Source organism: Lysobacter sp. SCRH-1R, from assembly GCF_057747855.1.
In genome coordinates this window covers 4103384-4123230 of sequence record NZ_CM173227.1, presented here as the reverse complement: position 1 = coordinate 4123230, position 19847 = coordinate 4103384, and the positions used below count along the sequence as shown (strand labels likewise).

The following is a 19847-nucleotide window of genomic DNA, read 5'->3' as shown; positions in this document are numbered from 1 at the left end:
ACCTGCCGGAAGTCACTTTCGTCGCCGGATCCATTGCGCGCCCCGCCGGCGCGGTCGCAGCATGTCGCCATGGACGAACGCCTGCGCCGCCTGTTGCAACCGCTGAACCTCGCCGGCCTGTTCACGCTGGTCGCGGTCGGCATGGCCTTTCGCTGGATGCCGCCCGACCGCCTGCCGTGGGCCATCGCGCTGCTCGCCGCCTACGCGGGCCTGTTGCTCGCGTGCGACCTGTGGCCGCGTCGCACCTGGCTGCGCCCGGTGCAACTCACGCTGATGCCGGCCATCGCGCTGACCCTGGTGTGGCTGGACCCGCGCCCGTCCGTCGCGCCGGTGCTGCTGGTGGTGTGGACCGCGGTGATGGCCGCGCACACGCCGCTGCGGATCACGGCGATGGCGGTGATCGCGGCCGACGTCGGCTTCTGGTTCGTGCTGCGCAACGACGGCCATCGCGCCCCGCTCACCGTGGTGATGATCCACGCCGGTTTCCAGCTCTTCGCCGCGATGTGCGCGTGGTATGCGGTGAGCGCCGAACGTGCCCGCGACCAGCTCGCGCGCGTCAACGCCGACCTGCTCGCCACGCGCGCGCTGCTGGCCGACAGCGCGCGCGACAACGAACGCCTGCGCGTGGCGCGCGAACTGCACGACGTCGCCGGCCACAAGCTCACCGCGATGACGCTGAACCTGCGTGCGCTCGCGGCCGATCCGGTATTCGCGGGGCGGGCGGAAATCGCGATCGCGCAGCAGCTGTCGACCGAACTGCTCAGCGACATCCGCGGCATCGTGCAGGCGATGCGCGACGATCGCGGCCTCGACCTGGGCACTGCGCTGCGCGCGCTGGCCGCGCCGCTGCCGCGACCGGCGCTGCGGCTGCAGGTCGCCGATTCGGTCCGCGTGACCGACCCGGCCACGGCCGAAGCGGTGCTGCGCCTGGTGCAGGAAGCGCTGACCAACAGCGCGCGCCACGCCGATGCGGACTTCGTGCGGGTGTGGCTCGATCGCGACGGCGACCGGCTGCGCATCCGCGTCGAGGACGACGGCCACCTGCGCGGCGCGATCCGCGAGGGCAACGGCCTGTCGGGCATGCGCGAACGCGTGGTCGCCGCCGGCGGACAACTCACGCTCGGACGTTCCGAACGCGGCGCGCTGCGCATCGATGCGAGCCTGCCCGCATGACGGCGTTGCGCATCGCCCTGGCCGACGACCAGGCCATCGTCCGCGCCGGACTGCGCGCGCTGCTCGAACGCCACGGCATCGCCATCGCGTTCGAGGCGGACGATGGCACGCAGCTGCTCGACCGCATCGCGCAGACCCCCGTGGACGTGATCCTCAGCGACATCCGCATGGCCGGCATGGACGGAATCGAAGCGCTGCGGCAGCTGCGCGCGCGCGGCGATGCGACGCCGGTGCTGCTGCTCACCACGTTCGACGACGCGGAGCTGCTGTTGCAGGCGACCGAGGCCGGCGCGCAGGGATTCCTGCTCAAGGACGCCGCGCCGGAAGACCTGCGCGAGGCGATCGCGCGCGTGGCCGCCGGCGAAACACTGCTGCAGCCGGTGAGCACCGACCCGGTGCGCGCGCGTTACCAGTTCCACCAGCAGGAAGCGCCGCGCGAGACGTTCACCGCGCGCGAGGTCGCGATCCTGCGGCTGCTGGCCGGCGGGTATTCCAACAAGGAGATCGCGCGCGCGATGTTCCTCGCCGAGGGAACGGTGAAGAACTACGTGTCGGTGATCCTGGAGAAGCTCGGCACGCGCGATCGCACGCGTGCGGTGTTGAAGGCGATCACGTTGCGGGTGATCTGACGTCCCTGCGTTTGAAGCCCGGGGCCATGCGTGCCTCACCCGGGTGCGGCCTTCGGCCTTACCCGGTCTACAACGGCAAGATCAGCGCACCACCATCTTCACCGTCCAAAGCCCCAGCCCGGTCATCGCCAGCGAACCGAGCAGGTGCAGCGCGATCGTGCCGAAGGCCCAGCCGTAGGCCTGCCGCTGCAGCAGGTCGACGGTTTCGGCCGAGAAGGTCGAGAACGTGGTCAGCCCGCCGAGCAGCCCGGTGATCACGAACAGCCGCCATTCCGCCGCCAGCTGCGGCGCGTTGGCGAAGCCGGCCACCGCGAGGCCGATCAGGTAGCCGCCGACCAGGTTCGCCGCCAGCGTGCCCAGCGGCACCGCGTGGTGGGTCGGATTCAGCCAGACGCTCAGGCCCCAGCGCGCCCACGCACCGAGGATGGCGCCGATGGCGATCGCGAACAGGGCAAGGGGCATGCGGGCGTCTCCGGCGGGTTCCGACGCGCAGGTTAAAGGCGCGCGCACCGGCCGGCCAGCCGCGGCAAACAAGCCGCATCGTCGCGAAAAGCCCGGCGTTGCGCGCGGGTCTAGACTGCCGGTTCCCCCGCCCCGCATCGCCCCCATGAACGACCGCATCCGCCACGCCGGCCTGCGCGAGAAGCGCACGTCCGCCGAGCACGCCGCCGCCCTGATCCAGCCTGGAACGACCGTCGCGATGAGCGGCTTCACCGGCGCCGGCTACCCCAAGGCGGTGCCGCAGGCGCTGGCGGCACGCATGGAACAGGCGCACGCGCGCGGCGAGGATTTCCGCGTGAAAGTGATGACCGGCGCCTCCACCGCGCCCGAACTGGACGGCGTGCTCGCCCGCGCGCAGGGCATCGAACTGCGCCTGCCGTACCAGTCCGACCCGCACCTGCGCGAGCGCATCAACGCCGGCGACCTGCACTACATCGACATGCACCTGAGCCACGTCGCGCAGCACACGTGGTTCGGCTTCTTCGGGGCGGTCGATGTCGCGGTGATCGAGGTCAGCGGCATCACCGAAGACGGCCACCTCGTGCCGTCCTCCTCGCTCGGCAACAACAAGACGTGGCTGGAGCAGGCGGACCGCGTGATCCTCGAAGTGAACCGCTGGCAGCCAGCGGCGCTGGAAGGCATGCACGACGTGTACTACGGCACCGCGCTGCCGCCGAACCGCAAGCCGATTCCGCTGCTGCATCCGGACGACCGCATCGGCGAGCCGTGGCTGCGCTGCGATCCGGCGAAGATCATCGCGATCGTCGACACCGACGCGCCCGACCGCAATTCGCCGTTCACCCCGCCGGATGCGACCTCGCGGCAGATCGCCACGCACCTGCTCGACTTCCTCGCGCACGAAGTCCGCCGCGGCCGGCTGCAACCGCAGCTGCTGCCGTTGCAGTCGGGCGTGGGCAACATCACCAACGCGGTGCTCGCGGGGCTGGGCGAAGCGGGCTACCGCGACCTGACCGCCTTCACCGAGGTGATCCAGGACGGCATGCTCGACCTGCTCAAGCGCGGCGTGCTGCGCATGGCGTCGGCGACGTCGTTCTCGCTGAGTCCGGCAGCGATCGACGAATTCCTCGACCACGTCGATTACTACCGCGAGCGCATCGTGCTGCGCACGCAGGAGATCTCCAACCACCCCGAACTCGTGCGCCGCCTGGGCTGCATCGCGATGAACGGCATGATCGAGGTGGACCTGTACGGCAACGTCAATTCCACCCACGTCGCCGGCACGAAGATCATGAACGGCATCGGCGGCAGCGGCGATTTCGCGCGCAATGCGTACCTGTCGGTGTTCATGTCGCCGAGCACGGCGAAGAACGGCGCGATTTCGTCGATCGTGCCGATGGCCAGCCACGTCGATCACACCGAGCACGACGTCATGGTGATCGTCACCGAGCAGGGCCTGGCCGACCTGCGCGGCCTTTCGCCGAAGCAGCGCGCGCAGCGGGTGATCGAGCGGTGCGCGCATCCGGACTATCGTCCGCTGCTGCAGGACTACTTCGACCGTGCGTGCCGCGAGAGCTTCGGAAAGCACACGCCGCACCTGCTGGGCGAGGCGCTGTCGTGGCACCAGCGATTCCTGGAGTCGGCGTCGATGCGGCCGTAGTTCTCCAGGCGCACGGCAAGCGATGCCTTTGTAGCCCGGGTAAGCGGAGCGCACCCGGGGATCCGCCACGTTCGGCCCCGGGTGCGCTCCGCTTACCCGGGCTACAACAACCCCTACCCCTGCACCGCCTTCATATACGCCGCCAATCCGCGCTCGCGCGTCTCCGCGAACGTCTCCCCCGTCGGCCAGAACTCAACGATCCGGTCCGGCCGGAAGTTGCGGAAATCGCCGCGCAAGCGGCACCACGCGCCGAGCGTCCAGCTGCCGCCCCAGAAGGCCAGGCACAGCGGTTCGATCTCGCGCTCGGTCGCGCGCGCGTCGTTGTCGCGATAATTCATGCGCAGCACCAGCGAACCGGTCACGGCGGCATGCAGGTCGTCGATCAGGCCGCTGTTTTCCAGGCGGTCCACTTCCGGCGCGAAGATGCGCGTGCGTTCGCTGCGTTCGCGCAGTTCCGGCGGCAGCACCGCTTCTATCTTCAGCAGCGCCGCCGCGGCCTCGCGTCCGAGCCGGTTGCCGCCGAAGGCACGCACGAACCGCGTGCCGACCACCAGTGCTTCGAGCTCGTCGGGCGTGAACATCAGCGGCGGGATGTCCGAACCCTTGCGCAGCACGTAACCCACGCCCGCCTCGCCCTCGATCGGAACGCCCGAACGTTGCAGGTCGGCGACGTCGCGGTACACCGTGCGCAGCGAGACGCCGAGCTCCTGCGCCAGTCGTTGCGCGGTGAGGGCGGAACGGCGTCCACGCAGGGCATGGATCAGCAGGAAGAGGCGGTCGGCGCGGCGCATGCGCCATGATCGCGCGCCGCCGCGTCGTGCTCAACGTGCCGTTCCGGCTGCACGCCGGCGTATGGCGCGATGCCGGTCACGCACGCAGCTCCGATCGCGGCGTGGGCGACAGGCGCAACCGTTGCGGCGGCTGCTTCAGTCCTTGGAGCAGCGACCGCGCGACGGCCTCGCGCCAGGCGGCATCGGCGAGCAACGCGGTTTCGTAGCCATGGTGCGCGTCGATGTCGTCGAAGCGCGCGAACCACACCAGCACCTGTTCGCCTTCGCGCACCGGCAGTCGCGGGTAGGTGTTCGCGCTGCCGTGCGTGACGTATACGCCGATCAGCTCGGCGCCGGCCGCGCGCAGGCGCGGCGCCAGCTCGCGTTCGAAGCGCTCAAGGAAGCCTTCGTGCGCCGGCGGATCGAGCAGGCAGATTCCTGCTTCGATCAGTCCGGCATTTGTCGTCGCTTCGTTCGATGCGGGGCGTGCTTTCGATGGCTGCGCGAATCCCGAGTCCACGCGGGCAGGACGCAGCAACAGTACGTCGTCGCTGTCGGCCATCGTCGCGTTCGCCGCCTGGCGATGGCGTTTCCAGGTCGGGCCCGAATAGAAGCCGTCCAGCGCTTCGGCACGCACCGGCATGTCGGCGAAGCCGCGCAGCCACACGAAACGGTCGGGCGCGTCGAGATCGCGGAACTGCCCGATGACGTGCATGCCCACCGCTTCCTGCGGCTCGATGAACTCGCGCTCGAACAGGTCGATGAGTTCGTCGCGGCGCGCGGGCTGCATGGTGTACTGGCGCAGTTCGATGACGTTGTCCTCGTGCAGCAGACGGCCGTCGTCGCCCGTGCGGCGGAGCCACATGTGCCAGTTCGTTTCCCAGGTGACGCCATCGTCGATGGAGAACGCCTGCTGCCAGTGCGCGGTGTTGGCGCTGGCCTGGCTCCAGCGGAAGCGCACGCGCACCGGTCGGCCTTCGTGTTCGTCGGTGCCGAAGAAGGTGCCGGCACGCGTGCCGTCGGCTTCGTCGGCGAAGGCGCCCGTCATCGGCGGATCGAGCACGCCGTCGTGGTTGCCGGCCCAATAGATCGACCATTGCCGCGATTCCGGGCTAAACAGGCGCAGGGTCATGCCGAGGAAGCGCTCGTCCGTGCCGGGGCGCGTCCATTCGCTGACGAAATCGTCGACGTTGCCCATGCCGCCGAGCAACGGCTGGCAGACCTGCGTCGCGTCGAAGATCTCCCAGTCGGTGGCGCCCGCTAGGCGCTGTTTCAGCCGCTCGTTGCGGATGCGCCAGCGCCCGTGCAGGAAATCGAAATCGTGCCGGCCGTCGTTGCGGGGCGGGGTGTCCATCGGGTTCGCGCTCTGCTCGATGCCGGGCGCGCGTGCAGCCGCGCGCATCGGTGCGAGCCACGCGGTCTGCGCGATCGCGGCCAGTTGCAGGAACAGCCGCCGCTGCCGGCGCCAGGCCGGCTCCAGGACTGGATGCCCCAGGACGGCGTCTAAGGTGGAACCCATGGCGTTGCTCCGTCCAGGCGTGCCGATCGCACGCCGGCAGGATCGCCGGGCGCTGCTGACAGGGTCCTGTCAGCAGCCGCGTGCTGCTCAGGCGGCCGGGAAGAACACCGTGATGGCGAGGCCACGACCGTCGAGCCCATCCTCGACGTGGATGCGCGCATGGTGCGTGCGCGCGATGCGTGCCACCAGCGACAGGCCGATGCCGCTTCCGCTGCTGCGGTGCAGGCCGTTCGCGCCGCCATTGGCGCGGTAGAAGCGGTGGAAGATGCGCTCGCGCTCTTCCTTCGCGACACCCGGACCGTCGTCGGCCACGCACAGCGCGACGCCGCCGACGCCGTCGCGCACGTCGCGCCGGCACATCACCTCGATGCGACCGCCTTCGCCGGCATAGCGCACGGCATTGTCGACGAGGTTGCGGATGAGGATGCCGAGCTGGTCGACGTCGCCCAGGATGCGGCCGTCCTCCGTCTGCAGGCCGATGCGCTGCTGGCGTTCGCGCGCGAGCTGTTCGAAATCGCGCACGACCAGCACCAGCAGCGGCGCCAGGTCCAGCGGTACCAGCGCGGGCGCGGCGGTTTCGGCGTCGAGGCGGGCGAGATCGAGCAGCTGCTCCGACAGACGCGACGCGCGCGCCACGCCGGCGCTGAGACGGCGCAGCGCGGTGTCGCGTTCCTCTTCGGTCGCGGCGCGGCGCGCGAGGTCGGCATGCGCGCTGAGCACCGCCAGCGGCGTGCGCAGCTCGTGCGCGGCATCGGCGATGAAGCGGCGTTCGTTCTGCACCGCCTGGTCCACGCGCGTGAGCTGGTCGTTGAAGGCATCGACCAGCGGGCTGAATTCGGTGGGAAGTCCCGGCGCCTGCAACGGCGTGAGGTCCAGCGGCAACCGCGCGCGCAGCGTGTCGCGCAGTGCCGCGACGGGCCGCAGCGAACGGCCGATCACCACCCACACCGTCAGCACGAACAGCACGAAGATCAGCCCCGCGGCGAGCAGGCTCAGGCCGACCCAGCGCGCGATCTCGTTGGCGATCATTTCCTTCGAACGGCCGACCTGCACGATCAGGCCGCGCCGTGGATCGGACAGGCTGTACACGTGCCAGACCTGGCCGGCGATCCTGCGGCGTGCGAAGCCGTCGCGGAAATCGGGCTTGAGCGGTTCGTCCGGCGCGGCGACGGAGTACACGACGTTGCGACCGCTGGCCCACACCTGCCAGCTCATCTTGTGATCGCGATGGCCGGCCGGCACCGCGGGACGTTCGCGCGCAGGCAGGCTTTGCAGGCCGTCGGGCATGGATTCGAGGATCTGCGCGGCGACCTCGCGCTGCGACTCGTCCCAAAAGCCATAGTGCGCGCGCGAGAGCTGCCACGCCTGGCAGCCGAGCCACACCAGCCACGCGACCAGCACGCATTTCACCGACACCCAGGTGAGCCGCCAGCGCAGCGAACGCGTCCTCATGCCGGCGCTCCACCGTTGATGCGATACCCCTGCCCATGCACGGTGACGATCAGCTGCTCGCCGAGCTTGCGGCGCAGCTGGTGTACGTACACGGCGATGGTGTTGCTTTCGATGGTGCCGGAACTTCCGTACACCGCCTCTTCCAGCTGTTCGCGCGTGACCACGCGGCCCTGGCGTTCCATCAGCAGCAGCAGCGTGCGGAACTCGTGCGCGCTGAGCGACACCGGCGTGCCGTCGCGGGTGACTTCGCGGCGCGCGGGATCGAGCACGATGTTGTGCCAGCTCAATACCGGCGACACGCGGCCCTGCGTGCGGCGCATCACCGCGCGCAGGCGCGCGAAGAGTTCGTCTGGCTGGAAGGGCTTGACGATGTAGTCGTCGGCACCGGCATCGAGCCCGGCGATGCGGTCGCTGAGCTTGTCGCGCGCGGTGAGGATGATCACGGGCGTGGCGTCGTACCGGCCGCGCAGGTACGACAGCACGCTCAGGCCGGAACTGCCGGGAAGGCCGAGGTCGAGCAGCACCGCATCGAAATCGTGTTCGACCAGCGCGGTGCGCGCGAGCGCGGCGTCGCCGGCGGTGTCCACGCGGAAGCCGTGCGCGCGCAGGCCGGCGCACAGCGCCTCGGCCAGCATCGTGTCGTCTTCCACCAGCAGCAGGTTCATCGGGAATTCCGTCGTGTTGCGGTTTCGTTGCGGCGGCCAGTGTCGCGGCGCCGGTTTAAAAACTTCTTAAAGGCGCGCGCTCAGGCTCTGCATCCCACGTGCCGTGCTCCGCATCGTAGCGGCTCCTCCCCCGGTGACCCCCATGACTGCCACGTCCCTGATGTTCCGCATGCCCGTGCCGGCCGTTTCGTCCGTGACCGTGCGCCCGGTCCGGCCCGAGGACGCGGCCACGCTGCTGCGCCTCGCCCGCGAGGCCGACGGCAGCGACCACGCCTGGACCGACCTGCTCGAATTCCACGAGGCGCTGTTCGAGGCGCCCGTGCGTGCGTGGGCGTGGCTCGCCTGCGTGGACGGCGAGGCCGTCGGCCACGCGGTGGCGACGGTCGGCTTCTCGCTGCGGGCGCGCGGCTACTGCCTGCAGCTGGATACGCTGCACGCGCGCGATGAATGGGTCGACGACGCCGAAGCGGCGCTGTTCGACGAAGTGCGCGCGATGGCCCGTCGCCTCGGCTGCGCGCAGCTGCAATGGCTCGGCCCTCGCCATGGCGGCGCGCGTTTCGATGTTCCGGGCGCGCAGTGCGACGGCCCGCGCCACGTGCTGCCGCTGGCCTGACCGCGCCATGACGCGCCACCTTCTGGGCTTCCTGCTGATGACCACCGTTTCCCTCACCGGCTGTTCCACCACCTCGCCCTACGCCGATTCGCCGCAGTTCCGCGATGGCGGTTTCCACAATCCGGTCGCGCCGAAACAGGCGGGGCTCGCGCAGATGCCGCGCATGCTGTGGCGCTTCATGTTCGACAAGCCCGACGATGCGCGTCCCGACGCCCCGCCGCAGGTCACGCCGCTCACGCGCGCGCAGCTGCTGGCCGCGCCGGACGGAACGCTGTTCCGGCTGGGGCATTCGACGATGCTGATCAAGCTCGACGGCGGTTTCTGGCTGACCGATCCGGTGTTCTCCGAACGCGCCTCGCCCGTGCAATGGGCCGGACCGAAGCGCTTCCATGCGCCGCCAATCCCGCTGGAGCAGCTGCCGCCGATCGAAGGCGTGATCCTCTCGCACGATCATTACGATCACCTCGACCGCGCGGCGGTGCTCGCGCTCGCCGCGAAGACGCGCCATTTCGTCGCGCCGCTGGGCGTGGGCGACCTGCTGGTCGAATGGGGCGTGGAGGCGGCGAAGGTGCGGCAGCTGGACTGGTGGCAGGAGACCCGCGTCGGCGGCGTGCGCCTGGTCGCCACGCCGGCGCAGCATTTCTCCGGGCGCGGGTTGTTCTCGAAGAACCCGACGCTGTGGGCGTCGTGGGTGATCGAGGCCGACGGGCTGCGCATCTTCTTCAGCGGCGACAGCGGGTATTTCGACGGCTTCCGCGACATCGGCGAGCGCTTCGGGCCGTTCGACCTGACCATGGTCGAATGCGGCGCCTACGACGCGATGTGGAGCGGCGTGCACATGCAGCCCGAGGAAACGGTGCAGGCGCACCAGGACCTGCGCGGGCGCTGGCTGATGCCGGTGCACAACGGCACCTTCGACCTCGCGCTGCACGGCTGGCAGGAACCGTTTACACGCGTGTCGCGGATCGCGCGTGAACGTGGTGTAGCGCTAACAATGCCGGGTTTCGGCGAAGCGCTGGACCTGCGCGGGCCCGCGCCCGAACGCGCATGGTGGCTGCCCTCGCCGTAGTCATCGGCGACAATGGCGGCCCGTTTTCCAACACGGCGCCGCCCATGACGAACCACCCGCAGTCGATTTCCCTCACCCGCTACCTGATCGAGGAACAGCGCGCAGGCCGCATCAACGCCGACCTGCGCCTGCTGATCGAAGTGGTGGCGCGCGCGTGCAAGACGATCTCGATCGCGGTCGGCAAGGGCGCGCTCGGCGGCGTGCTCGGCGATGCGGGCACGGCCGGCGAGGCGTCGATCAACGTGCAGGGCGAAGCGCAGAAAAAGCTCGACGTGCTGTCGAACGAGATCCTGCTCGAAGCGAACGCATGGGGCGGCCATCTCGCCGGTCTCGCGTCGGAGGAGATGGATACCTCCCAGCCGATCCCGGACGTGTATCCGCGCGGCAACTACCTGCTGCTGTTCGATCCCCTCGACGGCAGTTCGAACATCGACGTGAACATCTCGGTCGGCACGATCTTCTCCGTGCTGCGCGCACCCGATGGCGTGACGCAAGCGAAGGACGAGGACTTCCTCCAGCCCGGCACCGCGCAGGTCGCCGCCGGTTACTGCACGTACGGGCCGAGCACGATGCTCGTGCTCACTGTCGGCAACGGCACGCATGCGTTCACGCTGGATCGCGAGATCGGCAGCTTCGTGCTGACCACGCGCGGCATGCGCATTCCGGAGGAGACCAGGGAATTCGCGGTGAACATGTCGAACCAGCGTTTCTGGGAAGCGCCGATGCAGCGTTACGTCGGCGACCTGCTGGCCGGCAGGGAAGGCCCGCGCGGCAAGGATTTCAACATGCGCTGGGTGGCCTCGATGGTCGCCGACGTGCATCGCATCCTCACGCGTGGCGGTATCTTCAGCTATCCGCTCGACAGCAAGTGCGCCGCGAAGGGCGGCAAGCTGCGGCTGATGTACGAGGCCAACCCGATGGCGTTGCTGGTCGAACAGGCCGGCGGCGCGGCGAGCACCGGTCGCCAGCGCATGCTCGAAGTGCAGCCGACCGGACTGCATCAGCGCGTGCCGGTGTTCCTCGGCTCGAAGATCGAAGTGGAAACCGCGGTGCGTTACCACCTCGAAGGCTAGGAACCGGGGGACGGGAACGGGAAACGAGGGAGCGATGCGCCAACTGGTTTCCCGTTCCGCTCCACTCGTTCCTTCCGGGTGCCCGCCCCTCACGAACGTGAATCCCATTGGCGCGTTTCATGTCGCGTGCCGATGCGATGCCTGCACGAGCGACGCGTCGTTTCTGACCGCTCATCGTCGAACGGTCCGTTGAATACACTGCGTAACTTCGCGCAGTGGCAGCATCGGCTGCCCCGGACTGCGTCAGGAATGACATGTCGATGGACGGAATGCAGGAATCCGAAGCGGCGCAGAACGGCGCCCGTGAACTGATCTACGTGACGAGGGGCGGGGCAGGACGCGTGCTGGCGCTCGGCGGGCTGCAGCAGCTCGGCTGGAACCTGCGCCGCGCGCCGGATGCGCGCAGCGTACTGCGCATCCTCAACGGCGATACGCGAAAACCGCACGCGGCGCTGCTCGATCTGCGCGAAGGCTTCACCCAGCAGGACCTGGCCGAGTTCGGCTCGGCGTTGTCGGCAGGCAACGTCGGCTGGGTCGCGGGCATCGACGCGCGGCAGCTCGACGAATCGCCGGTGCGCGACCTGATCCGCGACTACTGCTACGACTACCTCACGCTGCCCTGTCCGGAAACCGTGCTGAACACGGTCATCGGCCACGCGCACGGCATGGCGATGCTCGCGTGCGAACGCGGCGATGCGACGAGCGAGGCCGGCTTCGACGGCATGATCGGCGAGAGTCCCGCGATGCGCACGCTGTGCCGCACGCTGCGCAAGGCCGCGTTGACCGAAGCGCCGGTGTTCATCGCCGGCGAAACCGGCACGGGCAAGGAACTGGCCGCGATGGCGGTGCATCGGCACTCGCGCCGTCACGCGCATCCGTTCGTGGCGATCAATTGCGGCGCGATTCCGCATAGCCTGATCCAGTCGGAACTGTTCGGTTACGAGCGCGGTGCGTTCACCGGCGCGCAGCAGCGCAAGCTCGGCCGCATCGAGATGGCCAACAGCGGCACGCTGTTCCTCGACGAGATCGGCGACCTGCCGCTGGAAAGCCAGGCCTCATTGCTGCGCTTCCTGCAGCAGGGCAGCATCGAGCGGCTCGGCGGGCACGAGCAGATCCCGGTGGACGTGCGCATCATCTCGGCAACGCATCACGATCTGGATCGTGCGGTCGCCGAAGGCCGCTTCCGCGCCGATCTGTACCACCGCCTTTGCGTGCTGCGGCTGCAACAGCCGCCGCTGCGCGAACGCGGCAGCGACATCGACCGCATCGCCGAGTACGCCTTGCAGCGCTATTCGCAGGAAGGCCATCGCACGCTCAAGGGCTTCGCGCCGTGCGCGCGGCAGGCGTTGCACAGCCACACCTGGCCCGGCAACGTGCGCGAGCTCATCAACCGCGTGCGGCAGGCGGTGGTGATGGCGGAAGGCCGGCTGATCACGGCGGCCGACCTGCACATCGAAGGCTCGTTGACCACGCCGCCGCCGACGCTCGACGAAGTGCGCGATGCGGCGACGCGTGCGGCGATCGAACGTTCGCTGCATCGCAATCGCGGCCGGCTGGTGGATGTCGCGCGCGAGTTGGGCGTTTCGCGGGTGACGCTGTACCGCCTGATGCAGCGCCACGGCCTGCGCGCGCACGAACCCGATTCGCCGAGCACGCTGCATATCGTCTGAGCTGCGTTCCGCGTTTGCATCGCGCGCGCGCCGTGCGAGGATGCGGCATTCCCGCCTCCCTTGCGCGCCATGCACAGCCAGGATCGCGATGCGGCCGACACAGGATCGGCCGACTTCATCGAAGTCTTCGACGACGCGCTCGATCGCGACACGTGCGCGCGGCTGGTCGAGCGGTTCATCGCCAGCGCGGACACCGTGCCCGGTCGCATCGGCGGCGGCGTGCTGCCCGACCTGAAGGACAGCCGCGACCTCACCATCACCGGCCGCGATGCGTGGCGCGATGCGGAAGCGCTGCTGAACGCGGCGGTGTTCAAGGGGCTGATCGCGTACTTGCGGCGGTATCCGCATGCGTTGATCGCGCCGTTGATGCTGGAAGTGCCGGGCGAGAACGGCGCGCGGCATCGCCTCACCGCGGAGCGCCTGATGGCGATGGACGACGCGACGCTGACGCCCGTGGTGCAGACCGTGCTGCGCCCGGGGGCGATCAACCTGCAGCGCTATACGGCCGATCGCGGCGGGTATCCGTACTGGCATTGCGAACTGTACCCGCGCGATCCGCATGGCGAGACGCTGCATCGGCATCTGCTGTGGACGATCTATCTCAACGATGGATTCGAGGCGGGCGAGACGGAGTTCCTCTATCAGCGGCGCAGGATCGCGCCGCGCGCGGGCAGCCTGTTGATCGCGCCGGCGGCGTTCACGCATACGCACCGCGGCAACCGGCCGGGTGGCGGCGACAAGTTCATCGCGACGAGCTGGGTGTTGTTCCAGCGCGCGGAGCGGTTGTTCGGGGCTTCCCAGGTTTCATAGGTCGGGCGGCACGCAGCGGGGGCGCGGTCGGCTCTCCTTCCCGGGTGCGCTTCGCTTACCCGGGCGACAGAAGCAGCGCCGTCATTCCGGACACATGCCGCCATTCCAGAGAAGCTGGAATCCATCCTGCTGTTGCTGTTGCCTTTTTTCCCGCGCGTTACAGGCCCAACGGCGCAGCCCTCACACATGCCGCGGATGGTTCAACACCAGCCAGTACAGCCCCACCTGCTTCACCGCCCACACGAACTGCTCGAAATCCACCGGCTTCTGGATGTAGCTGTTCACGCCCAGCGCGTAGCTGGCTTCCACGTCGAACGGCTCCGCGCTCGTGGTCAGCACCACCACCGGCAGCGTGCGCGTGGCCTCGTTCGCGCGCACGGCCTGGAGGACCTCGCGGCCGTCGACCTTGGGCAGGTTCAGGTCCAGCAGCATGATGGAGGGAAGGTCGTCCGGATCGCGGTCGGCGTACTTGCCGCGCGCGAAGAGGTAGTCGAGCGCTTCCGCACCGTCGTTCACCACGACCAGGCGATTGGCGATCTTGGCCTCGTCGAAGGCGATGCGGGTGAGCTCGACATCGTCCGGGTTGTCCTCGACCAGCAGGATTTCCTTGTGCATCAGGCGCTCTCCTCCGCCGCCGATTCGGCCGGCAATTCGAGGGTGAACGTGGCGCCGGATTCGGGACTGGAATCGGCGCGGACGCTGCCGTGGTGTCGTTCGGCGATTCGCCGCACGATCGCCAGGCCCAGGCCGTGACCTCCCCCCTGGTCCGGCCCGTGCAATCGCTGGAATGGCTCGAACAGCTTGTGCGCATAGCGCATGTCGAATCCGATGCCCTCGTCACGGATTTCGAGTTGCAGGCGCTTGCCCTCGCGACGTCCGCTGACCTGGATGCGGATCGGCTCGCGCTCGCGCGAGAACTTCCACGCATTGCCCATCAACTGGCTGAGCAGCAGCTTGAGCAGGCGTTCGTCGCCCCAGGCGTGCAGGCTGGGTTGCACGCGGATGTCGGCGCGGCGCTGCGGCTCGGCGTCCTGCAGCTCGGCGCCGACCCAGTCGGCCAGCAGGCTCAGGTCGACGTCGGCGGGCTTGAGGTCGGCGCGCGTGACGTAGGCCAGGTCGTTGAGCGCGCTCAGCAAGCCGCTCATGCGCGCGGCGGCGGCGCGGATGCGCGCGAGATAGTCGCGATCGGTTTCGTCCAGCCGCGTGCTCGCGCGGTCGGCGAGCAGGGCGGAGAAACTCTCGATCGACCGCAACGGCGCGCGCAGATCGTGCGCGACCGCATCGGCGAACAGCTGCAGCTGGTTGCTGGCGGTGTCGCGCGCGGCATGCTCGGCTTCGGCGTGGGCGCGCAGCGCGAGTTCGGCGGCATGCTGCGCGGTGACGTCGCGCAGCTGCACCAGCAGGTAGAGCGGCGCGCCTTCGGCATCGCGCACCACCGAGACGTTGACGTGCGCCCACACCGCGTGGCCGTCACGGTGCAGGTAGCGCTTGCTCGCGTCGAGTGAGGGAATGCTGCCGTCGACCAGCCCGCGCAGGAACGACTGGCTCATGACGAGGTCGTCCGGATGCGTCAGCGCCGCGGCCGGCGTACCGACGATGTCATGCGCGCTGTATCCGAACATGCGTTCGAAGGCGGGGTTTACTTCTAGCCATCGACCCTGCAGGTCGACCACCGCCATGCCGACGCCGGAGGCGTCCATCGCGAGACGGAAGCGGTCGATTCCCGTGGCCTGACCGGGGATATCGCTCATCGATGGAGTGGCTCAAGCTAGTCCTGTCGCGGCGGTAGTGTAGCGGGGCCGGTCGTGACGGTGCGGTGCAGGCTGTCGCGCGCGATCGCCGCGGCTTGTCGCACAATCGGGACATGGAGATCCAACAGATCCTCTTCCTGGTCATCCTCGCGGGCTCGCTGTATCTGTTCATCAGCGAGCGTCTGCGCGTGGACGTGACGGCGATGCTCACGTTGCTGGCCATGGTGCTCGCCGGCGTGCTCGATGCGCGCGAGGCGCTGTCGGGCTTCGCGAGCGAACCGGCGATCATCGTCGCGGCGGTGTTCATCATCTCCGGCGGACTGGCCGCTACGGGCATCACCGAACGCATCGGCCAGGCCGTGGAACGCGCGGCCGGACGCACGGAAAGCCGGGCGATCGCGGTGGTGATGCTCGCCGTGGCGGCGCTGTCGTCGTTCACCCACCACGTGATGGTCACCGCGATGATGCTGCCGATCGTCACGCGTTTCGCACGCGCGCGCGGGATGTCGGCCTCGCGCCTGCTGATGCCGATGTCGTTCGCGGCGTCGCTGGGCACCACGCTGACGCTGGTCAGCGCCCCGGCCTTCCTGCTGGCGGACAACCTGATCGAACGCACCGGCAGCGAGGGATTGGGCATTTTCTCGATCACCCCGATCGGACTGGCGCTGGTCATGGTCGGTGTCGCCTACATGCTGCTGGCGCGATGGCTGCTGCCCAAGCGCTTCGGCGCGCTGGGCGATGCGGGCTATTTCCGGCTCGATCGCTACCGCACGGAACTCGTCGTCGGCGAAGGACCGCGCTGGAACACGCGTCCATTGTCGGAGCTGCAGAAATCGCTGGGCGATCGCTTCCGGCTGGTGAGCTGGATGCGCGACGGCCAGGTGCGCGACGACCTGACGCCTTCCAGTCCGCTGATCAACGGCGACATCCTGCGCGTTGAAGCCTCGGCCGACGCGCTCGCGTCGCTGCACGCCGACTCGGGGCTGGCGCTGCAGGCGATCAAGCGTTACGGCGCGCTCGCCACCGGCGAGGGCGAGGCGCAGCTGGTGCAGGCGGTGATCGCGCCGGCGTCGGAGTTCATCGGCCGCACGCTGCGCGAGCTGGACTTCGCCAAGCGGTTCCACGTGGTGATCATCGGTCTGTGGCGGCGTGGCGAGGACGAATCGCCACGCCTGACCGAAACGCGGTTGCGCGAGGGCGATCTGCTGGTGCTGTGGGGCCGGCCGTCGCGCTTCGCCGAACTGGCGACGCACCACGGCTTCCTGATGCTGGTGCCGTTCGCCGGCGAGGCGCGGCGCCGCGTGCGCGCGCCGTTGGCGCTGGCGATCCTCGCCGCGACCGTGCTCGCCGCCGCGACCGAATGGCTGCCGGCGCCACTGGCGTTCCTGCTCGGCGCGGTGGCGATGGTCGCGGCGCGCTGCGTCGACGTCGACCAGGCCTACCGCGAAGTCGACGTGCGGATCTTCGTGATGATCGCCGGCGTGATCCCGCTCGGCATCGCGATGGAACAGACCGGCACGGCGCAGTGGCTCGCGTCGGGGCTGTTGCAGGTCATGTCGGGATGGCCGCCATTGGCGGTGCTGCTGGTGATGTTCGGCGTCGCGGCGGTGCTGACGCAGATCCTCTCCGACGCGGCGACGACGGTGCTGCTCGGCCCGATCGCGGTGGAACTGGCGCAGTCGCTCGGGCTGGCGCCGACGCCCTTCGTGGTGTGCACGGCGCTGGGCGCGGTGGCGTCGTTCCTCACCCCGATCGGGCACCACGGCAACCTGCTGATCCTGGGGCCCGGGCAGTACCGCTTCGCGGATTTCCTGCGCATCGGGTTGCCGCTGACGGCGATGATCGCGCTGGTCAGCGCGTGGATGGCGCGCTGGCTGTGGCTCGGCGGGCCGCTGCTTCCGGGATGAACGTCAGGTCAGAAAAGCTCGCCCTGCGGCGACGGCTTGCGCGGCGGGACGAACTGGCTCGTGTCGAGGTTCGGCATAGAGCCGAAGCCCAGCCGCGCGTGCGCCTTGCGGAAGCGCTGGGCGATGAGCTGCGCGAACGGCCCTTCGCCGCGCATGCGCGTACCGAAGGTGCTGTCGTAATCCTTGCCGCCGCGCATCTGCTGGATGAGGCTCATCACGTGCTCGGCGCGATCGGGGTAGTGCAGCTGCAGCCATTCGCGCCAGACCTGCTTGAGTTCGTGCGGCAGCCGCAGCAGCACGTAACCGGCGGAAGTGGCGCCGTGGTCGCGACAGGCTTCGAGGATGTGCTCGATCTCGCGGTCGTTGATCATCGGAATCACCGGCGCGACCATGATCCCCACCGGCACGCCGGCATCGACCAGCGTGCGGATCGCCTTCAACCGCGCATGCGGCGCGGACGCGCGCGGCTCCATGCGCGCGGACAGGCGGTTGTCGAGCGAGGTGACGGAGAACGCGATGCTCGCCAGGCCGCGCTTCGCCATCGGCGCGATGAGGTCGATGTCGCGCACCACGCCCGCGTTCTTGGTGATGATGCTGAAAGGATGCGAGCAGGCGCTGAGCACTTCGATCAACGATCGCGTGACGCGGTAGCGGCGTTCGATCGGCTGGTAGGAATCGGTGTTGATGCCCAGCGCCAGCGGCACGCACTGGTAGGACGGACGCGCCAGCTCGTTCTGCAGCAGCTCGGCGGCGTTGGTTTTCGCGAACAGGCGGGTTTCGAAATCCAGCCCCGGCGAGAGGTCCAGGTACGCATGCGACGGACGCGCGAAGCAGTAGACGCAGCCGTGCTCGCAGCCGCGATACGGATTCACCGACGCGCTGTGACCGACATCGGGCGAGTCGTTGCGGCTGACGATGCTGCGCGCGCGTTCCTCGGTGACGCGGGTCTGCGGGCTGGGCGCTTCGGACAGGTCCTCGTAGACCGAGCCCCAGCCGTCGTCCTCGCCTTGCGCGACGGTCACCGCATAGCGGCCATCGACGTGGGAGGCGGCGCCGCGACCTTTGATCGGGGCCTGGGCTTTGCGGGCATCGTCCATCCGCCTTAGCCTACGCGCGGCCCGTCGCAGCCCGTGAGACGGGCGAGCGCGCGAGCGCCTGAACGGAGGAGGAGACCGCCCCGCATGCCCGACATCCTGCGCAGCGCGTGGAGCGCGTTCACCTCGATCCCCAATATCGCCCTGTACCTGACGCTCGGCTGGCTGACCTACCTGGTGTGGCTCGGCCTATGGATCGTCCTGCAGAAACGCGAGCCGGTCGCGACGCTGAGCTGGCTGATCAGCCTGGCGGCGCTGCCGTACATCGGCTTCGTCATCTATTTCTTCTTCGGTCCGCAGCGCATCCGCCGGCATCGCCTGCGTCGCGTGCGCGCCCGCTCGACGCTGCCGCCTCCGCCGGAAGGGCTGGTGCCGACGCCGGACGCGATCGAACTGGCACGCCTGGCGCAATCGACCACCGGCCTGCCGCCGATCACCGCCACGCGCGCGGACCTGCTGGTCGACGGTTCGGCCAAGTACACCGCGCTGCTGGAGGCCATCGCCAAGGCGCGCGACCACGTCCACCTGGAGTACTACATCTACCTGCCCGACCGCACCGGCACGGCGCTGCGCGACGCGCTGGTCGAACGCGCGCGCGCCGGCGTGCAGGTGCGGTTGCTGCTCGATGCGGTGGGCTCGGGGCGCACCAAGCGGAAGTTCCTGAAGCCGCTCGTCGAGGCCGGCGCGGAGGTGGCGTGGTTCCACCCGATGAAGCTGCAATGGTTCTGGAAGCGGCCGTGGCTCAACCTGCGCACGCACCGGAAGATCGTCGTGATCGACGGCGAGATCGGCTTCACCGGCGGCATCAACATCACCGACGAGGAAGACGAGCGCTTGCGCGAGGACGCCTACCGCGACCTGCACCTGCGCCTGGAAGGCGACATCGTCCGCGAGCTGCAGCTGGTCTTCATCGAGGACTGGGCGTATGCGACCGGCCAGCCGCCGCTGCGCGTGCACCATCCGGCACCGCGACGCGGGACGATTTCCGCGCAGGTGCTGGTGTCGGGGCCCGACTCGTCGTGGGAGGCGATCCACCGCGTGCACGTGGCGGCGATCCATTCCGCGCAGCGTCGCGTATGGCTGGTGACGCCGTACTTCGTGCCCGGCGAGGCGGCGCGCATGGCGCTGACGTCGGCGGCGCTGGGCGGACTGGACGTGCGCCTGCTCGTGCCGAAGGTCTGCGACAGCCGGCTGGTCACGCTGGCGGCGCGGTCGTATTTCGACGAGCTGCTCGAGGCCGGCGTGAAGGTGCACGAGTACGGCCCGCGCATGCTGCACAGCAAGGCGCTGCTGTGCGACGACGATCTGGCGATCGTCGGCAGCGCGAACTTCGATCACCGCAGCTTCCGGCTCAACTTCGAAGTGTCGGTGATGTTCCGCGACAGCGAGCTCGCGGGCGAACTGGCGAAGCTGATCCAGGGCGAGTGCAACCTGGCGCCGCGCGTGCGCGCCGACCGGCCGCAGCCGCTGTGGAGCACGCGCGTGCCCGAGGGCCTCGCGCGGCTGGTCTCACCGCTGCTGTGACCGGTGCCG

The 19847-nt window shown here is 69.2% G+C and carries 18 protein-coding genes; 10 read left to right on the top strand and 8 right to left on the bottom strand.

Annotated features, from left to right (window positions below; genetic code table 11):
• Nucleotides 1-69 precede the first annotated feature (69 nt).
• Together AC3ANK_RS18825 and AC3ANK_RS18820 are read left to right on the top strand one after the other, a co-directional pair.
• Nucleotides 70-1173: a sensor histidine kinase gene (locus AC3ANK_RS18825; RefSeq protein ID WP_206861909.1), complete on the top strand. Its 1104-nt coding sequence runs from the start codon at nucleotides 70-72 to the stop codon at nucleotides 1171-1173.
• Nucleotides 1170-1802: a response regulator gene (locus AC3ANK_RS18820; protein ID WP_206861910.1), complete on the top strand. Its 633-nt coding sequence runs from the start codon at nucleotides 1170-1172 to the stop codon at nucleotides 1800-1802. Before AC3ANK_RS18825 ends, AC3ANK_RS18820 begins: the two co-directional genes overlap by 4 nt.
• 81 nt (nucleotides 1803-1883) lie before the next feature.
• Here the strand turns inward: AC3ANK_RS18820 and crcB are convergent, their stop codons facing one another.
• Nucleotides 1884-2264 carry a fluoride efflux transporter CrcB gene (gene crcB, locus AC3ANK_RS18815; RefSeq protein WP_484171733.1) on the bottom strand — a complete coding sequence of 127 codons (381 nt, stop codon included), beginning with the start codon at nucleotides 2262-2264 and terminating at the stop codon, nucleotides 1884-1886.
• 145 nt (nucleotides 2265-2409) lie between these two features.
• On the opposite strand from crcB, the gene scpC reads away from it, so the two are divergent.
• Nucleotides 2410-3921 carry a succinyl-CoA:acetate CoA-transferase ScpC gene (gene scpC, locus AC3ANK_RS18810; protein WP_484171732.1) on the top strand — a complete coding sequence of 504 codons (1512 nt, stop codon included), beginning with the start codon at nucleotides 2410-2412 and terminating at the stop codon, nucleotides 3919-3921.
• Nucleotides 3922-4034: 113 nt separating this feature from the next.
• Here the strand turns inward: scpC and AC3ANK_RS18805 are convergent, their stop codons facing one another.
• The 4 genes from AC3ANK_RS18805 to AC3ANK_RS18790 all read right to left on the bottom strand — a co-directional run bounded on the left by AC3ANK_RS18805 (nucleotide 4035) and on the right by AC3ANK_RS18790 (nucleotide 8327).
• Nucleotides 4035-4712: a helix-turn-helix transcriptional regulator gene (locus AC3ANK_RS18805; protein ID WP_206861913.1), complete on the bottom strand. Its 678-nt coding sequence runs from the start codon at nucleotides 4710-4712 to the stop codon at nucleotides 4035-4037.
• A 76-nt stretch (nucleotides 4713-4788) separates the two neighbouring features.
• Nucleotides 4789-6210, bottom strand: a complete 1422-nt coding sequence (locus AC3ANK_RS18800) for an NIPSNAP family protein (RefSeq protein ID WP_484171731.1) — start codon at nucleotides 6208-6210, stop codon at nucleotides 4789-4791.
• An 87-nt stretch (nucleotides 6211-6297) separates the two neighbouring features.
• Nucleotides 6298-7662: a sensor histidine kinase gene (locus AC3ANK_RS18795; RefSeq protein ID WP_206861915.1), complete on the bottom strand. Its 1365-nt coding sequence runs from the start codon at nucleotides 7660-7662 to the stop codon at nucleotides 6298-6300.
• A complete protein-coding gene (locus AC3ANK_RS18790; RefSeq protein WP_206861916.1) occupies nucleotides 7659-8327 on the bottom strand; it encodes a response regulator transcription factor in 669 nt (222 codons plus the stop codon). Before AC3ANK_RS18790 ends, AC3ANK_RS18795 begins: the two co-directional genes overlap by 4 nt.
• Nucleotides 8328-8469: 142 nt before the next feature.
• On the opposite strand from AC3ANK_RS18790, the gene AC3ANK_RS18785 reads away from it, so the two are divergent.
• The 5 genes from AC3ANK_RS18785 (at nucleotide 8470) to AC3ANK_RS18765 (ending at nucleotide 13562) form a co-directional block, all read left to right on the top strand.
• The gene (locus tag AC3ANK_RS18785; protein ID WP_484171730.1) at nucleotides 8470-8940 is read left to right on the top strand and encodes an N-acetyltransferase family protein; all 471 of its coding nucleotides are present in this window, start codon (nucleotides 8470-8472) and stop codon (nucleotides 8938-8940) included.
• 37 nt (nucleotides 8941-8977) lie between these two features.
• Entirely contained in the window at nucleotides 8978-10009 is a 1032-nt protein-coding gene (locus AC3ANK_RS18780) for an MBL fold metallo-hydrolase (protein ID WP_484172903.1), read from the top strand.
• Nucleotides 10010-10053: 44 nt separating this feature from the next.
• Entirely contained in the window at nucleotides 10054-11082 is a 1029-nt protein-coding gene (locus AC3ANK_RS18775) for a class 1 fructose-bisphosphatase (protein WP_206861918.1), read from the top strand.
• A 254-nt stretch (nucleotides 11083-11336) separates the two neighbouring features.
• On the top strand, nucleotides 11337-12752 hold the full coding sequence (locus AC3ANK_RS18770; protein ID WP_484171729.1) for a sigma-54 dependent transcriptional regulator: 1416 nt from the start codon (nucleotides 11337-11339) through the stop codon (nucleotides 12750-12752).
• Nucleotides 12753-12821: 69 nt separating this feature from the next.
• Nucleotides 12822-13562, top strand: coding sequence for a 2OG-Fe(II) oxygenase (locus AC3ANK_RS18765; RefSeq protein WP_484172902.1), 741 nt, complete (start codon nucleotides 12822-12824; stop codon nucleotides 13560-13562).
• 180 nt (nucleotides 13563-13742) lie between these two features.
• Here the strand turns inward: AC3ANK_RS18765 and AC3ANK_RS18760 are convergent, their stop codons facing one another.
• The gene (locus AC3ANK_RS18760; protein ID WP_206861921.1) at nucleotides 13743-14177 is read right to left on the bottom strand and encodes a response regulator; all 435 of its coding nucleotides are present in this window, start codon (nucleotides 14175-14177) and stop codon (nucleotides 13743-13745) included.
• Nucleotides 14177-15313, bottom strand: a complete 1137-nt coding sequence (locus tag AC3ANK_RS18755) for a sensor histidine kinase (RefSeq protein WP_206861922.1) — start codon at nucleotides 15311-15313, stop codon at nucleotides 14177-14179. Before AC3ANK_RS18755 ends, AC3ANK_RS18760 begins: the two co-directional genes overlap by 1 nt.
• 113 nt (nucleotides 15314-15426) lie before the next feature.
• Between AC3ANK_RS18755 and AC3ANK_RS18750 the strand changes: the two genes are divergently transcribed.
• A complete protein-coding gene (locus tag AC3ANK_RS18750; RefSeq protein ID WP_484171728.1) occupies nucleotides 15427-17220 on the top strand; it encodes an SLC13 family permease in 1794 nt (597 codons plus the stop codon).
• An 8-nt stretch (nucleotides 17221-17228) separates the two neighbouring features.
• Here the strand turns inward: AC3ANK_RS18750 and AC3ANK_RS18745 are convergent, their stop codons facing one another.
• Nucleotides 17229-18317, bottom strand: coding sequence for a PA0069 family radical SAM protein (locus AC3ANK_RS18745; protein ID WP_484171727.1), 1089 nt, complete (start codon nucleotides 18315-18317; stop codon nucleotides 17229-17231).
• A gap of 84 nt (nucleotides 18318-18401) precedes the next feature.
• Between AC3ANK_RS18745 and cls the strand changes: the two genes are divergently transcribed.
• Nucleotides 18402-19838, top strand: coding sequence for a cardiolipin synthase (gene cls / locus AC3ANK_RS18740; protein ID WP_484171726.1), 1437 nt, complete (start codon nucleotides 18402-18404; stop codon nucleotides 19836-19838).
• Nucleotides 19839-19847 lie beyond the last annotated feature (9 nt).

Excerpts from the sequence above, each read along its gene's own strand:
- AC3ANK_RS18825 (WP_206861909.1), top strand. The coding sequence starts at position 70 with ATGGACGAACGCCTGCGCCGCCTGTTGCAACCGCTGAACCTCGCCGGC.
- AC3ANK_RS18820 (WP_206861910.1), top strand. The coding sequence starts at position 1,170 with ATGACGGCGTTGCGCATCGCCCTGGCCGACGACCAGGCCATCGTCCGC.
- crcB (WP_484171733.1), bottom strand. The coding sequence starts at position 2,264 with ATGCCCCTTGCCCTGTTCGCGATCGCCATCGGCGCCATCCTCGGTGCG.
- scpC (WP_484171732.1), top strand. The coding sequence starts at position 2,410 with ATGAACGACCGCATCCGCCACGCCGGCCTGCGCGAGAAGCGCACGTCC.
- AC3ANK_RS18805 (WP_206861913.1), bottom strand. The coding sequence starts at position 4,712 with ATGCGCCGCGCCGACCGCCTCTTCCTGCTGATCCATGCCCTGCGTGGA.
- AC3ANK_RS18800 (WP_484171731.1), bottom strand. The coding sequence starts at position 6,210 with ATGGGTTCCACCTTAGACGCCGTCCTGGGGCATCCAGTCCTGGAGCCG.
- AC3ANK_RS18795 (WP_206861915.1), bottom strand. The coding sequence starts at position 7,662 with ATGAGGACGCGTTCGCTGCGCTGGCGGCTCACCTGGGTGTCGGTGAAA.
- AC3ANK_RS18790 (WP_206861916.1), bottom strand. The coding sequence starts at position 8,327 with ATGAACCTGCTGCTGGTGGAAGACGACACGATGCTGGCCGAGGCGCTG.
- AC3ANK_RS18785 (WP_484171730.1), top strand. The coding sequence starts at position 8,470 with ATGACTGCCACGTCCCTGATGTTCCGCATGCCCGTGCCGGCCGTTTCG.
- AC3ANK_RS18780 (WP_484172903.1), top strand. The coding sequence starts at position 8,978 with ATGACCACCGTTTCCCTCACCGGCTGTTCCACCACCTCGCCCTACGCC.
- AC3ANK_RS18775 (WP_206861918.1), top strand. The coding sequence starts at position 10,054 with ATGACGAACCACCCGCAGTCGATTTCCCTCACCCGCTACCTGATCGAG.
- AC3ANK_RS18770 (WP_484171729.1), top strand. The coding sequence starts at position 11,337 with ATGTCGATGGACGGAATGCAGGAATCCGAAGCGGCGCAGAACGGCGCC.
- AC3ANK_RS18765 (WP_484172902.1), top strand. The coding sequence starts at position 12,822 with ATGCACAGCCAGGATCGCGATGCGGCCGACACAGGATCGGCCGACTTC.
- AC3ANK_RS18760 (WP_206861921.1), bottom strand. The coding sequence starts at position 14,177 with ATGCACAAGGAAATCCTGCTGGTCGAGGACAACCCGGACGATGTCGAG.
- AC3ANK_RS18755 (WP_206861922.1), bottom strand. The coding sequence starts at position 15,313 with ATGAGCGATATCCCCGGTCAGGCCACGGGAATCGACCGCTTCCGTCTC.
- AC3ANK_RS18750 (WP_484171728.1), top strand. The coding sequence starts at position 15,427 with ATGGAGATCCAACAGATCCTCTTCCTGGTCATCCTCGCGGGCTCGCTG.
- AC3ANK_RS18745 (WP_484171727.1), bottom strand. The coding sequence starts at position 18,317 with ATGGACGATGCCCGCAAAGCCCAGGCCCCGATCAAAGGTCGCGGCGCC.
- cls (WP_484171726.1), top strand. The coding sequence starts at position 18,402 with ATGCCCGACATCCTGCGCAGCGCGTGGAGCGCGTTCACCTCGATCCCC.